The following is a 15,289-nucleotide window of genomic DNA, read 5'->3' as shown; positions in this document are numbered from 1 at the left end:
GCGTATCGATGTCCCTTACCCGCCTTTCGGTCACCGCGGTGCGCAACCTGCACCCGGTGACCTTCTCCCCCTCCCCCCGCATCAACATCCTCTACGGCGAAAACGGCAGCGGCAAAACCAGCGTGCTGGAAGCCATCTACCTGCTGGGCCTCGCCCGCTCGTTCCGCAGCATGCGCCTGCAACCCGTCATCCAGTACGAAGAACCGGCGTGCACGGTGTTCGGGCAGGTGCGTCTGGCCAATGGGTTCGACAGTAGCCTGGGTGTTTCACGGGATCGCCACGGCGAGTTCCAGATTCGCATCGACGGGCAGAACGCCCGCAGCGCTGCGCAGCTGGCTGAGACTTTGCCACTGCAGTTGATCAACCCGGACAGTTTCCGCCTGCTCGAGGGCGCGCCGAAGATCCGCCGGCAGTTCCTCGACTGGGGAGTGTTCCACGTGGAACAACGCTTCATGGTGGCCTGGCAACGCCTGCAGAAGGCCCTACGGCAGCGGAACTCGTGGCTCCGACATGGTAAACTGGACGATGCTTCGCAGGCTGCGTGGGACCGCGAATTATGCGCGGCGAGCGACGAAATCGACGCGTATCGGCGGTCCTATATCCAGGCTCTCAAACCCCAGTTCGAGCGCACCTTGGCCGAGCTTATCCAGCTCGACGATCTGACGCTCAGCTATTACCGAGGGTGGGATAAGGAACGCGACCTGAGCGATGTCCTCTCCTCCAGCCTGCTGCGCGATCAGCAGATGGGGCACACCCAGGCCGGGCCGCAACGGGCGGATTTGAGAATTCGTCTGGGGGGACACAATGCCGCGGAGATTTTATCCCGTGGCCAACAGAAACTGGTGGTCTGCGCGTTGCGGATCGCCCAGGGGCATTTGATCAACCAGGCCAAGCGCGGGCAATGCGTCTACCTGGTGGACGACCTCCCCTCCGAATTGGATGAGAAGCACCGGTTGTCGTTGTGCCGGCTTCTCGAAGATCTGGGTTGCCAGGTATTCATCACCTGCGTCGACCCGCACTTATTGAAAGACGGCTGGCAAACGGAAACGCCGGTGTCGATGTTCCACGTGGAACATGGGCGCGTCTCTCAGGACACTACCATCGGGAGTGAAGAATGAGCGAGAACACCTACGACTCTTCCAGTATCAAGGTACTGAAGGGGCTGGATGCCGTACGTAAGCGTCCGGGCATGTACATCGGTGATACCGACGACGGCACTGGCCTGCACCACATGGTTTTCGAGGTCGTGGACAACTCGATCGACGAAGCGCTGGCGGGCTACTGCAGCGAAATCAGCATCACCATTCACACCGATGAATCCATCACCGTGCGCGACAACGGTCGCGGCATTCCGGTGGATATCCACAAGGAAGAAGGGGTCTCCGCGGCCGAGGTCATCATGACCGTCCTTCACGCCGGCGGTAAGTTCGACGACAACAGCTACAAGGTCTCCGGTGGTCTGCACGGCGTCGGCGTGTCGGTGGTGAACGCCCTCTCCCACGAGCTGCGCCTGACCATCCGCCGTGAAGGCAAGGTCTGGGAGCAGGTCTACCACCATGGCGTGCCGCAGTTCCCGCTGCGCCCGGTGGGCGACACCGATGGCTCCGGCACCGAGGTGCACTTCAAGCCGTCCCCGGAAACCTTCCACAACATCCACTTCAGCTGGGACATCCTGGCCAAGCGGATCCGCGAGCTGTCTTTCCTGAACTCCGGCGTGGGCATCGTCCTGCGCGACGAGCGTGCCGGCAAGGAAGAGCTGTTCAAGTACGAGGGTGGCCTGCGTGCGTTCGTCGAGTACCTGAACACCAACAAGACTGCGGTGAACCAGGTCTTCCACTTCAACTGCCAGCGCGAAGAGGACGGCGTCGGCGTCGAAGTTGCCCTGCAGTGGAACGACAGCTTCAACGAAAACATCCTCTGCTTCACCAACAACATTCCCCAGCGTGACGGTGGCACCCACCTGGCAGGCTTCCGCTCTGCCCTCACCCGCCACCTGAACAACTATATCGAGCAGGAAGGCCTGGCGAAGAAGTTCAAGATCGCCACCACCGGCGACGATGCCCGCGAAGGTCTGACCGCGATCATTTCGGTGAAGGTGCCGGATCCGAAGTTCAGCTCGCAGACCAAGGACAAGCTGGTTTCCTCGGAGGTGAAGACCGCCGTGGAACAGGAGATGGGCAAGTACTTCGCCGACTTCCTGCTGGAAAACCCGAACGAAGCCAAGGCCGTGGTCGGAAAGATGATCGACGCCGCCCGCGCCCGTGAGGCCGCGCGCAAGGCTCGTGAGATGACCCGTCGCAAGGGCGCGCTGGATATCGCCGGCCTGCCGGGCAAGCTTGCCGACTGCCAGGAGAAGGACCCCGCCCTCTCCGAACTGTACATCGTGGAGGGTGACTCCGCGGGCGGTTCTGCCAAGCAGGGCCGTAACCGCAAGACCCAGGCGATCCTGCCGCTCAAGGGCAAGATCCTCAACGTCGAGAAGGCTCGCTTCGACAAGATGCTGTCCTCCCAGGAGGTCGGCACGCTGATCACCGCGCTGGGCTGCGGTATCGGTCGCGAGGAGTACAACATCGACAAGCTGCGCTACCACAACATCATCATCATGACCGATGCTGACGTCGACGGTTCGCACATCCGTACTCTGCTGCTGACCTTCTTCTTCCGCCAGCTGCCGGAGCTGGTCGAGCGCGGCTACATCTACATTGCCCAGCCGCCGCTGTACAAGGTCAAGCGTGGCAAGCAGGAGCAGTACATCAAGGACGACGTGGCCATGGAAGAGTACATGACCCAGTCGGCCCTCGAAGAGGCCAGCGTACACGTCAACGAAAGCGCCCCGGGCCTGTCCGGCGAAGCGCTGGAGAAGCTGGTCAACGAGTACCGTGGCGTCATGCGTACCCTCGCCCGCCTGTCCCGTCTGTACCCGCAGGACCTCACCGAGCACTTCATCTACCTGCCGCGCATCGAAGCCGACAAGCTGGGTGACGAAGCCACCATGCAGGCGTGGATCGAACAGTTCCAGGCGCGCCTGAAGGCCGTCGAGAAGTCCGGCCTGACCTACAAGGTCAGCCTGCGCGAAGACCGCGAGCGTCACCTGTGGCTGCCGGAAGTCGAGATGGTCGCCCACGGCCTGTCGAACTACGTCACCTTCAACCGCGACTTCTTCGCCAGCAACGATTACCGCGCGGTAACCGAGCTGGGCAGCAAGCTGAACAGCCTGCTGGAAGAAGGCGCCTACGTGCAGAAGGGCGAGCGCAAGAAGAACGTCAGCAGCTTCAAGGAAGCCCTGGACTGGCTGATGACCGAAGGCACCAAGCGCCACAGCATCCAGCGATACAAAGGTCTGGGTGAGATGAACCCGGATCAGCTGTGGGAAACCACCATGGACCCGAACGTGCGCCGCATGCTGAAGGTCACCATCGAGGACGCCATCGCGGCCGACCAGCTGTTCAATACCCTGATGGGCGATGCCGTGGAGCCGCGCCGCGACTTCATCGAAAGCAACGCCCTGGCGGTGTCCAACCTGGACGTCTGACCGCCGCTGTAGGTGGGCAAAGTTATTTGCCGTTTCGGTCAAAGTTAAATGGTTCGGCCAAAGTAATTTACCTGTGGCCACCTACGAAAAAGCCCCTGCTGGGTTACGTCAGCAGGGGCTTTTTGCTTAGCTGAAGGAGCTATAGGACTGCGTTCCAGTCGGCCAAGAAGGCTTCAGTCAGGCGATGCTTAGTCTTGTACTCCTCAACGATCCCGGCTGATTTCATTCTGCTGAAGGTCGCATTCATTGAGGCTTTGTTGGTTCTGTTTCCCGGTATACACCTGGTTCTCAACGCATCGATAACCCATTGGCTACGGATACGGGGGCGTTGATCGTTCAACATGTCCACAACCAAGAACGTCATGTAGCCCTTGCTGATGCTCCATCTTTTTGCGAATGCCTCAGGTAGATCTTTAGCCTGCTGGGTAGCGATGTCCAAACCGAACCATGCAACGTAGTCATCAGCATGGAACGCTGTGCCTTCGTGCAGTAGCTTCGCTACTTTGGCTTTCAGCTCATCATTAAGCGCAGGGTGAGTGATTTGCTGTATTGCTCGCTCAAGGTCGCCCCCTGATTGCTTCAATACGCCGGGCTGTAAGCCATCTAGCAATGAAGCCCAAAGCGCATACAAATCTGCAAAAGCAGACCAACCCCGCTCGATAACGCCTGGAAATTTGTAACGAAGATCACCCACTCGACGATCTTCGGCTGGCAGGGAGCTCATGCCAACCAAGGTAGCTCTAAAGCCATCCACAAGGATATTCAGCGGGGTTATGTTCCTGTGGGTGAATCCAAGCCTGTGTAGGTAGCCGAGGCCCGCGAGTAATTGCTCCAGCCACTGCCGGAACTCTTCTGTACCGATAGATGCTTGATCGAAGAGCGCCTCGCCACTCGTCCATGCGCGACTGATGAAGTACGCATTGGTGTTGGGAATTCGAGCAAGATCGAAAACCCGCTCCAGTGCGGGATGGTAGATCTGAGCGAGCCGATGATATTGATCAGCCACAAGCTCCCAAGCTTCATCTGCATCATCATAGATCTGAACCGCACAATCGAAGCGTCCAGCGACGTGACGAGACCGCCAGATGCTTGAGAAAGCATCTTCATCGACCTGCTCGACCAATTCATAACGATTGTCGAGAACTGCTCCTGGTTCAGCCTCAAAAGGAGCGTCTGATGAGGCAAGTGCAGTTGAAGCGCCCTCGCTCATAAGGCTTGCTATCAAGTGTGATAAGCGCTCTGAGGTTACCTGCCTATCTGCATCGTTGCTTTCGGAGATTTCCCACTGAAGAGTGTCGACCAAGGGTTTAAACAGCGAGGTGATGAGGTTGATGTCGTCGCCAGCGCTATGGTTGTTCAGGACATCGATGAAGCAAACCTCACTCGCATCTGTGAGATAGATCGAGTTTGCGGAAACCCTACCCAGTGTGGCGCCACGGCGATGGATGCCCTGGATCGCTGTTAAGGCAGAAATCAGCGTCGACCTGGCTGACTCCTTGGAATACTCCGGGAGATCAACCAGCGAAAGTGGTTTTCCCTTGGGCATGCTGATTGGCAGAACCATCAGCTCACCGTCATCAATCAGCGGTGCGCTATAGGTCACACCGGTTAACCCAGCCAGCTCTTGGAGTAACCGAAACTCGTCACGCAATTGCGTTTGTAGCTGTTCGCGCCGCTCCTGGCTTGCGCAATTGGGGCGGTTTACGATTTTCAGCATCCACTTGGAGTTCCAGTTCTCCAGGCGATACTCAGCCATCCATAGCTCAAGGCCATTCTGATCCAACAGGCACTGTGTTTTTTGGTACTGCTGGAATCTATTGCTTTCAGCTATCTGCTGACGCAATTGCCCAAGAGTGGCGAGGACAAGTTCACGCTGAGCATCGATCAACTCATACGCTTTGGTGGCTGTAAGCCCCTCTGCACTGGTCAACGCCTTGATGATCCTGTCTGGCGTCCACACTTGTAGGGAGGGCTCATCTTTGATGAGCGAGATGCTATGCCCTTTGTCTCCGGTCACAAGCACCACGCCCTGACACCATGGCGCATACAAACCAATTCCTGCACGGTTACGGATACGGCCCGCAAGCACACGAGAGTTCTGGTTGGCCTTGCGCAAGGCGTTATCAACAGGGCGACCATCCAGTAGCCAAACGTCCTTCCCTGCCTCTAGCGTCCCGCTGTAGCCCTTTACGTCGATCAAATACACGCCCCAGTCACCGACGACGACCGCATCAATTTCCATTGCCTGACCGGTTTCTGTAAGCAGCTCGATGTTGGTCAGCAGCCAATAGTGATCCGGGAGAGAGTTTTCCAGCAGAGAAAATGCCCACTCCTCTGCGGCGTTGACTGCTTTGGCGAAGGGGACGTGCTTAGCCATGACTTTCTCCTTGTCCTGCCATCAAACCCATCCGGTAAAATGGAGGATGAGTTCTATGAGATAAAGACTGTGAAGCTGCTGAATACCTACGACGACCATGACGATGCCAAGGAAGCCGTTGAAAAGCTGGTTGGCGAAAAGCGCCTGGCCAGCGAGCGAGATTCCACCGTGGTGATTTACAACCTGTTTGGAATTGCCAGCTGGGGGAATTTTCACCGGCTGGGGATGTACAACCTGGTCGAGTTGAAGGGGCTGCTGGATCGGAAAACATCTTGGAAGCCTGAAGATGCCAAGCGCCACCAAGAGATCCTGGCCACTCTGAGTACAGTGGCCAAGAACTACTCCCTGGAGATTCCTTCTCACTGGCTGTGAGAGGTTAAGCCGCGTTTCCTTGAAGCTTTTCCAGACTCAACTGATTGAGCTCGATCCCTAGCTTGGCGGGATCCTGAACCACTAGGTAATGCCATAGTCCGTGCTCGCCGCTGCGGTTTACTGCATCAACCCAGCGCTGAGCTGCCTTGGCCTTGAGATCCGCGTCGTCGTTATATTGACCCTTGATCTCGATAATGACCTGCAGCCCGATATCCAGCTCGGCAATAAAGTCAGGCACGTAGCTGTGCTTGATATTCTGTTTGCGGTAGCTGATGGCAAAGCCTAAACGGTCATTCTTCACCCACTTCAATACGCCAGGATGGATATCGAGCAGGAAGCCTGCGCTTTGCTCCCACTTACTCGTGTCTGCCACCATCAGGTTCAGGTGGCACTTAGTGACCGTGCGTACAGGCTTGGTCGTATGAAAGTCCACGTATAGCGTGCTTCCGAGACCGGCAGATCCTTGTGGAATGACCGGTAAGAACCCGTGCTTCTCCTCGGTACCACTCTGCAACGCATTGTAGAGGCTGCCGATTACTGACTGGGTATAGTTACCGCTGGCCAGTACATCACAGGCGCAAGAGTCGCCCTTAAGAACGAGTTTCTCTCGTAAGAACCGCGCACAGGCATTCAGCACCTTTGGAAACAAGGTTCCTATTGGCACACTGTCGCCGCGCTCCATGCGCCACTGCTTACAGATTTCTTTAGCCAGAATGAAGGCCACCTGCTGATCGCGGAACAGCGCGCGCCATTCAGCCAGCGTTACGGATGACTTCTTACCGGCACCAAAAGCCGTCAGGTGTCCATCCGGTGCGACCATCTGTCCAACCTGAACGGTTGTCGGCAGCGTCATCGGGTCGATGGTGACCTGAGCTACCTGAGTCCAATCGACCACGACGTCGAATTGGTTGACCTCTTGGTAACCCATGACGATGGGGAAGTCGATGCGGTACTGCTCGCGCTCTGGCATTGAGAAAATATGGTGCTGCTCTCGTTGTACAGGCGCAGGGCCAACAGACCGTGTTTTGAAGGGAACGAGCTCAAATGGAACACCAAAGACCTTGGCCGTTTCCTCTGTGAAGAGCCCTGTCTCTTCATCAACAACGTAGCTCGCACGCCGCAATGCCCGCCCTACAACCTGCTCGCAGAGCAGCTGTGAGCCAAACGGACGTAACCCAACGATGTGGGTCACCGTGTTGGCATCCCAGCCCTCCGCCAGCATAGCTACGGATACGATGCAGCGAATGTCCCGACCAGGCGGAATACGCTCGTCGATCCATTGCAAGCCGTGGGTATCGCCCTCTTCCTCTTCCTCTTCGTCATCGCTGTTGAGCTTGTCATTGTGCTTGCGCACCAGCTCTGACCACTCTTCAGGCACTTTATCGCCCGGCCATTTGGCTTTACCGATAGTGTCGAGGATAAAACGCATACGCCTTACCTCATCGCTACCACTACCAGCCTCCATCTCCTCGGCGATCTTGGAATCGACTCGTACTGTGACCTCTCGGCCCGGCTCATTGCGGAACCATTCAGGTGCTTCGCCATAGCCGCCTTCGTTAACGGCTAGCCAACTATGGACTTCCTTCGCCACCTTGGTATCACGGCAGACCACGATGAAAACGGGAGGAATGGGGTAACGTTGCTTCTCTTTATGGAGTAGCTCCCATTCTTGGAATTTCTTGTGCCAGTCAGTGGCAAGCAAGGTAATCGGTGTGCTGGCGTAGTTCATGACCAGCTGAGGAGTGAGCTTCTTGCCGTGACCGTCCTCTTCGGCTTTGGCCTCCACCCAGCGCCAGACGTTGAAATAGGCAGCCTCTTCAGTGCCACCCACGTCCGCCGTCGGCAGTTCCGGAATCTTCACCAGGCCGGACTCAATAGCGTCGAGCAAGCCGAAGTCGGAAACGATCCAGGGGAAAGGCTTACCGACCTCATTACCTGATCCCTGGATATAGAACGGCGTGGCGGAGAGGTCGATGCAGAGGTTGATGCCGTTCCTACGACCATTGGCCAGCTTGTTGATACGGTCGAGGCCTTCGATCCATATGGTCGCTTCTTTGGCGTTTTTCTTGGCAGTGTCTTTGTCGTCTTCGAGTGAGGCTTCACTCTCGTCATCGATGTTATCGCCACGACGATAGGCATGATGTGCTTCGTCATTGAATACCAGCCAATGTGGGCTACGACCGCGACCTGTGCCCAACTCCTGGCGTATGCGCCTGAACCAGGCAGCATCGGACTCAAAGTATTTAACTTCGACTTTGCCTTTGTCCTTCCCCGACTGTTTGGTGATCTCAACCGGTTCGCCCGTCTTCACGACCTTGGCCGAGTCACCATTGACGGTGTTGCTCTCCAGTTTGGCGAGTTTGTGCCAGTTGGCGATCATCACCTCGCCTCGGCGTAGCTCTTCCATGCGCTGTACGGGCACCAACTGGCGGGTGCGGTAGAGCGATAAGTCGCCCAGCAGTGGATCGAGTTCTTTGAGGCGTTCGCGGATGGTGACGTTTGGGCAGGCGATCAGCACCGTATCGGAGAATCGGTCATCGGTCGGCGCTGCAACTCTATTGAGAATCGACCAGGCAGCCAGCATCCCCATCACAGTGGTCTTACCGGAACCGGTTGCCATCTTGTTGGCGTAACGCGTGAAAGCGCGCAGTCCCTTGGCTTTACCTTCAGGGCCTGGTTCGTCCTTCGGAATGCCGACGAGGCCCTTCTTATAAACGTCTGCGGCCTCCACCAGAAAAATGATGGTTTCTGCTGCTTCAATCTGGGCAAAGAACAGACGTTGCCCGCGATCTTTGGAGCGCCACAGCTCAATTAGCTCCTTGGTGACCCGAGAGGCGCCGTCATAAGGTGTGCCCGTCAACTTACCCGCTCGCCACTCATTAAGGCGCTGTCGGATCAGGTTGACCTGTCCTAACTCTTCCTGCGAGCCAACATCAGTTTCACCGAGCAGTTCGGCCTGCCGCTTGTTCTTGCGGCCAGTACCGGCGCCTTCTGGCACCCGGTAGAAGTAGTAAGCTGGGCGGCGGCCCTCTGCCTTGACGGGTGATTTACCGACAGCCACTTGCCAGTGGTGAGTCGGCTCGACGTAAGGTGAGTTGATAATGGGTTCCGGTACTTCGCTGACCGGTACGGCGGTACGTCCGGTCATTGCTCCGCCTCCGCCACGTTCAATACGCGCATCAACTCATTACCGCGCTCGTCGATAACCTTGATGGCAATCTGGCCTTTGCTGTCTGCAACGAAGGGTTCACTGGTGGTACCAGCCAAATGCTCCCATACGCTGACATTAAACTGGCCCTTGAGTGACTTTTGCAGGTTGTCCCAGGCACCGGTACGCGGGAAAAACACCTGGCTGGCACAGAAGGCCATGCCGTTGTAGCTGGTATCGAGCATCCAGCACGGCAGGTTCTCGGGTTCCACGGATTCTGTGTCCATCGTGTCAGGGCGGAAGGTATCGAGCCCCAGGAGTTCTGCCTGGTACATCGCACGGCCATCATCACGCAGCCCGGCAGACACAATGCGCGCATCCGGCAGGCCGGTTATGGAGAACAGCTGGTCGGTGTGGCTGGTCTTCAGCAGATCGTCCATGGCCACGTCCGGTGTCACACTGATGTAGGTGCAGGGCAAACGCAGGCGCTTGCGGTCATCCACCAGCTCACGCGCCTTGGCCTGGATGGCAAAACCAAAGAAGAACAGCTGACTGTATTTGAGGAAGTACGCCTCGCTAGCAGCTTCGAACACCTGGTCGGAGCTAATCGCACCGTCCTCAGGGCCAAAGACGATAGCGATACGTTGTTCCTGCTCGTCCACTGCTTCGGCGTGCAGGAAGTCATTGTCCAGTACGCGAACCTGTTCAAGTTTGAGGCTGCGGTTACCCGGCAAGCGCAGATTATGACTGCGCCGCAGAATATCGATCATGCGATCCAGATAACTGCGTGCGTTGTAGCCAGCGGCTTGCTCTGCTGCCTGGGTGGCTCCCTCTACTTCCAGGGAGTGAGCGGCTTGGATGGTGGCTTCGACGGTGAAGGGGCCGCAGACGCGGGTAATGTTGTCGATCTTCTCGGGTCGATCAGGCAGAGTAACTGTTTCAGGATCTTTGTTATTTGCGATAGAGCTAAGTGTAACCCTTGGAATTAGACCACCAACTTCTTCGCCTTTTCGGTTTTGCTTCCTTTTATAAATAAATCCACCGGCAGGGCCTCTATCAGGTGCTTTTAAGTCAAACCATGGGAAGGTTGCTGTCAGTAGCCGTTGGCGGGCTAAGGAAAGTGGAACTCTTGATGTATCACAGGTAATCCAACGGCGGCCCCATTTCTCTGCGCAAACAGCAGATGTTCCAGACCCGCATGTTATATCTAGAACTAGGTCGCCTGGCTCTGTAACCATCAGAATACAGCGTTCAATGACTTTCTCGCTAGTTTCAACAACATATTCTTTCTTCCGTGAAAAACCGCTGCGGGCAGTATCATCCCAGACGTTATCTAGATAGTACACGGGAAAGTCATCAATATATCTTTTATAGCGCAAAGTGTTTCCAACCAGCATTAGCCTATTTGCTTCGGCTAGGCGCTGCATACCACCGGACTTAACACCAGGTTTCCAGTGGGTATTTGCAGGGCATTTGTATGTATTCCCATTCCACTCAAAATACTGATCTGCCGGGTCAGACGGCGCTCCCTGAGAGTAAAGCGTATCGTGTGCTAATACCTTCCAACCCTCTGGAAATGGTTCAAGACCTTCCTGCTCCTCTTTTGTCATCCTTCGGGGCTCTTGAGATTTATCCCCCGGTTCTAGAAAGACATACTGGCCAATAGCTCCAGATTCTGGGTACTTAGATATCGCTGGGTTATTAAATTTAGATTTTGCTTGGTTCTTATCTTTTGCGTACCAGACTAAAAAGTCAGTAGATGTTGAAAGCAAAGATGTACTCTGGCCACCAGTCGTTCTGAACGCTATTAATCCGCAGAAATTATGTTCGCCGAAAATTTCGCTTAAAACTTCTCTTACATGGTGGAGGTTGTCGTCAGAAATCTGAACAAAAACACTCCCGCTAGGAGCCATCAAGCTATGCGCCAAATAAAGCCTATCTCTCATATAGCTCAGATATGAGTGAAGCCCCAGTTCCCAAGTATCTCTATACGCCTTAACCATTTCTGGTTCGCGAATCATTTCTTCGTCTTTGCCGTGCTTAACTTCTCTCTTGCGAACAAATGGCTGAAAATTTGATCCAAATTTAACTCCGTAAGGCGGGTCGAAAAATAGCATCTGTACTTGCCCTCCCATCCCTTCATACTCCAGCAAGGAGTTCATCACTTGCAGGGAGTCGCCGAGGATCAGGCGGTTGGCCCACTGTTCCTTATGGGTGTAAGCATCGAGTTGGTCGGCAATATCTTTGGCAGCGTTGTCGCCAAATAAATCCAATGTGGTGAAAGTAGCCCGGTGGGATTCAAGCGTCTTCAGGATGTTTTGCGTCGAATGCCGTTCATGGACAAACAGAGGCACAGCCGGGACGCTAATCTGCTGGCGCTCAGCTTTTCCTGCCCAGTTGAGGAAGGGCTGGGTCAGGCTCTTGAGGCGTGCCACGCACTGACTCAGGCTGTTAAAGCGTTCGCCATTGCCTTTCCAGACTTGCTCTTCGGTAAAGACGCTGGCCTCGCCTTTTTCTGCGGCTTCAGCCACCAGGTTGAGCAGCCATTCAGCAAAGTCACGCTCAGCGTTTTCATCCCAGCACAGTTCGGGCGCCAGGCTTGAGTCATAGCGATACTGCTTAGGCGGCTTTCTGGCATTGAATTGCTCTTGCACGCCGACATCTGGGCGACTGGTGGCTTTGGTGTCGTACTGATAGGTGCCGTAATGGTCTGCACCTAGAGCAGCATTCGCAGGCGTCTGAGGGGCTTCAGGCTGCGGAAGATGCTTGGTGACTGCCTGGTCTGATAGTGATGAAGGCTTGCTAGCAGGGGGCTGAGCCAGAAAAACCGAGCCACCACGACCTTGGCCTTTACCCAGCACACCATCGGCAATCAAGGCATCGCGAACCCGCCAGTAGTCCTCTTCGGTGAAGCTGAACGCTGCTACTTCGCTCAGCTGCTGCTGAAGCTTGATATTGCCAATGCTACTGCCGTCCTTAGGGATCAATTGAAGGATCAGCTCGTGTAGGTTGGCGTCGTGTTGACTCATGGTGTTCTTCCTTAACTAAAACGGGGCGGCGCTTCGGCCAGAAGTGTGCGAACTCAGTGCTGCTGCGTCCAGCCTGCGGCAGCCCAGTCCAAATTCTCGGGTATCAGATAGCGGTTACTGGCATCAGCCAATCGCTGGCTAGCCATTTCTTCTGCGGTTTTGAAAAGCAGCTTCGAGGCCTCCGCATCAGGGCTTAGGCTGCTGTGCTTGGCTGGTGTCAGTAACCATTGGCTCACTTTCGCGGGGTTCAATTTGGCTTGGCCATCGTTAACCTGAATGGCCACAAACTCCTGTCGCATGCGTTTGCCCTGTGGGCCTTGCCAGCGCAGCATGGCCCCAAGCAGAGCACCCTCTTCAAGCTCTGGTGCTTGGAGCATCGCCGCTAAACCACCAAAGTCGTACTCGCAGGCCTTACTCAGCAGGTACTGCATCAGCTTGGAGTTGAGGTCGAGCATGTGGGTGTCTGGGCGATTGGCCGCCAGCATGCGATCCAAAGTCACGTCCATGCGTTGTGAGGCCTTCGGGGACAGCCCCATATCGCGCATCACCTGCTCGGACAATCGGATACGCAGCAACCGCTCTTTGTGGCTGCGCTCTGCGACCTCGATACCTAGCTGATAGAACATTCCCAGAACAAAGCTGTAGAGGTGCTCGACGGTGATTTCGAGCTCATCGCGCAGCTCATTGGGGTCGCTGGTGGCGGCATGGGCAAACAACTCTCGCTGTATAGCGGCAGCCGTGCGTGCCTGCTTTAGCGCTTCGTCGATGCGTTCACGGGTACGGTCTATGCCGAGTTTTGTCGCCTGTTGCAGGATGTCTTCTACGTCGATTAGCTCGGCCAGCTCGCCAAGGATTTCATCCTTCAGGCCTTCGTTGAACTCATGCCGCTGAACCTCGGCCAAGTCAGTCACCACGCTGTCGATTCGCGCATACATCAGATCGACAATGTTCTGATCCAGGCTGTCGGTTTGCTGGATGTTGAACACGACAACCTTCTTCTGCTGCCCATAGCGATACAGGCGGCCGATGCGCTGTACAAGGCGCATTGGGTTCCAGGGCAGGTCATAGTTGACCATGACGTGGCATTTGCTCTGGAGGTTGATGCCTTCCCCACCTGCTTCGGTCGAAATCAGAAAGCGGCCTTGCTCCTCGAAGCGCTTGATGGCCTCGCGTCGCTCAGCATGTTGCATGGAGCCATTGATGAGCTCGACCTGGTCGCTGCCATAGTGGTCAGCCAGTGCTTCGCGCAGATAGTTTTGAGTGGTGCGGTATTCGGTAAAGATCAGCACCTTCTCATCGGCATTGGCAGCGTGGATCTTGCCGATGATGTCCTCGATAAACAGCTTTAGTTTGAGGTCGTTTGCTTTCAGTGCTGCTGCTTCGGCAATCAAGTCTTTAAGCAGCTGCACTTCACCAGCGAAGAACTCGCGGGCATCACTGGTGAACTGTTCTTCCCATTCACCCAGATAACGTTGGTCTCTGGGCTCTTCATCCGAGAGTCCGTTGGCCTCATCGTCGAGCAGGCGCTGAAGGCGGTTGCACAACGCCCGGTGAATAGCCGCCGCGCTGGAGGCTGCCAGCTTGCGGTAGACGGTCATCACGAAACCAATGGCGTTACCGGTTCGCCCCAGTGCTTCACCCGCGTCATAGCCTTTGCGCAGATAGTCCTGAAGGGTTTTATCGAATTCGATGGATTCCTTACTGCTGGGCACCTGCAAGGCACTGGTAATTTTGCCTTGGAAGATGAAGTTCCCTTCTGCATCCGTTACATCCGCCTTGTGATTGCGGAACACCATGTCATGCAGGATTTCTGGCTTGATGTTGAGAGCCATGAGGTCGGTGCGTCGCTCGGGGCGAAGCAGTTCCAGCAGCGCGACAAACTTGTCTTGCATGCCCTGGTGAGGGGTCGCACTTAGCAAAAGCATGTGCTCGGTTTGACTACGTAGGCTTTTCGCCAGGTCATAGCGCTCAGAGCTGTCCAGCTTCTGGCCGTACTGGCGACGGCTGAGTCGATGGCCTTCGTCAAATATCACCAGATCCCAGGGCTCAGCCTGGAGCAGGCTCTCCAAGTGACCCTCCTGCTTGAGTCGATCCATGGAGCCAATGACACAGTCGTGCATCTTCCATTGGCGAGGCTCGTTGATGAAAAAGTCCTCACCATAGATTTCAAAGTCTTCGATCTTGAACTTGTGGTACAGCTCTTCCTGCCACTGCTTGGTCAGGCCGGCGGGGGTAACCAGCAAGATGCGTTTGATCAGGTCTCGTTGCCGTAGCGCATGCAGGAGCATTCCGGTCTCAATGGTTTTCCCAAGGCCCACATCGTCAGCGATCAACCAGTTGTAGTTGCCGGAGGCGATAATGTGGTGCACCAAGTGAATCTGATGAGGTAGCGGTTCAATCTCTAGGTGAGAAAGGGCCCCCGTGTTTTCATTCCATACCTTGATGGCATGGGCGAGCATGCGCAGTCGCATGCGTTCCGCATCGACCGCTTCGCCTTTACTGGCAGTGACAAACCGATGCTTAACGCCCTTCACCTGACGCAGGTACTGATAGGGCAGCCAATGGCGTTCGCCTCGCTCAGGAAAGTCGACAAGGACTTGCTCGCTCCCCGCCAAGGTGCGTTGCTGCATGATCACGCCCTGCCCTAGTGAGCGAACACCGCTACCAGGTGTTTCGTCGACTACGTCCATGCCATTTTGAAAGCCTGAGCGCACGGCAGATGCATCGACATAGGCCAGTTTCTTCTCCGGACTGAACCAGTGAACCTGAAGCTGATCTTCGGCTTCTTTAGCAATGGCCATTTTGACGATGCCCCGGCGTTCGCCCTGGCC

Annotated in this window: 6 protein-coding genes and 1 pseudogene; 3 read left to right on the top strand and 4 right to left on the bottom strand. The window is 55.9% G+C overall.

The annotated features are described in order from the left end of the window. The first annotated feature begins 8 nt into the window (after window positions 1–8). Together recF and gyrB are read left to right on the top strand one after the other, a co-directional pair. Window positions 9–1,111: pseudogene (gene recF / locus ACNFIA_RS03225) on the top strand (DNA replication/repair protein RecF). A 3-nt stretch (window positions 1,112–1,114) separates the two neighbouring features. Continuing rightward, on the top strand, window positions 1,115–3,532 hold the full coding sequence (gyrB, locus tag ACNFIA_RS03220; protein ID WP_416782853.1) for a DNA topoisomerase (ATP-hydrolyzing) subunit B: 2,418 nt from the start codon (window positions 1,115–1,117) through the stop codon (window positions 3,530–3,532). A 139-nt stretch (window positions 3,533–3,671) separates the two neighbouring features. Here gyrB and ACNFIA_RS03215 read toward each other — a convergent pair whose 3' ends face one another. Beyond that, a complete protein-coding gene (locus ACNFIA_RS03215) occupies window positions 3,672–5,909 on the bottom strand; it encodes an NERD domain-containing protein (RefSeq protein WP_416782852.1) in 2,238 nt (745 codons plus the stop codon). A 69-nt stretch (window positions 5,910–5,978) separates the two neighbouring features. Between ACNFIA_RS03215 and ACNFIA_RS03210 the strand changes: the two genes are divergently transcribed. Then, window positions 5,979–6,281, top strand: coding sequence for a hypothetical protein (locus ACNFIA_RS03210; protein ID WP_416782851.1), 303 nt, complete (start codon window positions 5,979–5,981; stop codon window positions 6,279–6,281). Between the two features lie 4 nt (window positions 6,282–6,285). Here the strand turns inward: ACNFIA_RS03210 and ACNFIA_RS03205 are convergent, their stop codons facing one another. From ACNFIA_RS03205 to ACNFIA_RS03195, 3 genes are read right to left on the bottom strand one after another with little or no spacing between them, the layout of a single operon-like run. After that, window positions 6,286–9,429, bottom strand: coding sequence for a BPTD_3080 family restriction endonuclease (locus ACNFIA_RS03205; protein ID WP_416782850.1), 3,144 nt, complete (start codon window positions 9,427–9,429; stop codon window positions 6,286–6,288). Beyond that, a complete protein-coding gene (locus ACNFIA_RS03200) occupies window positions 9,426–12,458 on the bottom strand; it encodes a site-specific DNA-methyltransferase (RefSeq protein WP_416782849.1) in 3,033 nt (1,010 codons plus the stop codon). The genes ACNFIA_RS03205 and ACNFIA_RS03200 overlap by 4 nt, the downstream gene beginning before the upstream one ends. 53 nt (window positions 12,459–12,511) lie before the next feature. Beyond that, a complete protein-coding gene (locus ACNFIA_RS03195) occupies window positions 12,512–14,929 on the bottom strand; it encodes a DEAD/DEAH box helicase (RefSeq protein ID WP_416783013.1) in 2,418 nt (805 codons plus the stop codon). Between the last annotated feature and the right edge of the window lie 360 nt (window positions 14,930–15,289).

Source organism: Pseudomonas sp. NY15437 (assembly GCF_048068435.1).
Lineage (GTDB): Bacteria > Pseudomonadota > Gammaproteobacteria > Pseudomonadales > Pseudomonadaceae > Pseudomonas > Pseudomonas nitroreducens_B.
Note: the sequence above shows the minus strand (reverse complement) of the source record. Positions and strands in the feature narration are given on the sequence as shown.

Coding starts and splice junctions, on each gene's coding strand:
- ACNFIA_RS03200 (WP_416782849.1), bottom strand. CDS start 12,458: ATGAGTCAACACGACGCCAACCTACACGAGCTGATCCTTCAATTGATC.
- ACNFIA_RS03215 (WP_416782852.1), bottom strand. CDS start 5,909: ATGGCTAAGCACGTCCCCTTCGCCAAAGCAGTCAACGCCGCAGAGGAG.
- gyrB (WP_416782853.1), top strand. CDS start 1,115: ATGAGCGAGAACACCTACGACTCTTCCAGTATCAAGGTACTGAAGGGG.
- ACNFIA_RS03205 (WP_416782850.1), bottom strand. CDS start 9,429: ATGACCGGACGTACCGCCGTACCGGTCAGCGAAGTACCGGAACCCATT.
- ACNFIA_RS03195 (WP_416783013.1), bottom strand. CDS start 14,929: ATGCGACTGCGCATGCTCGCCCATGCCATCAAGGTATGGAATGAAAAC.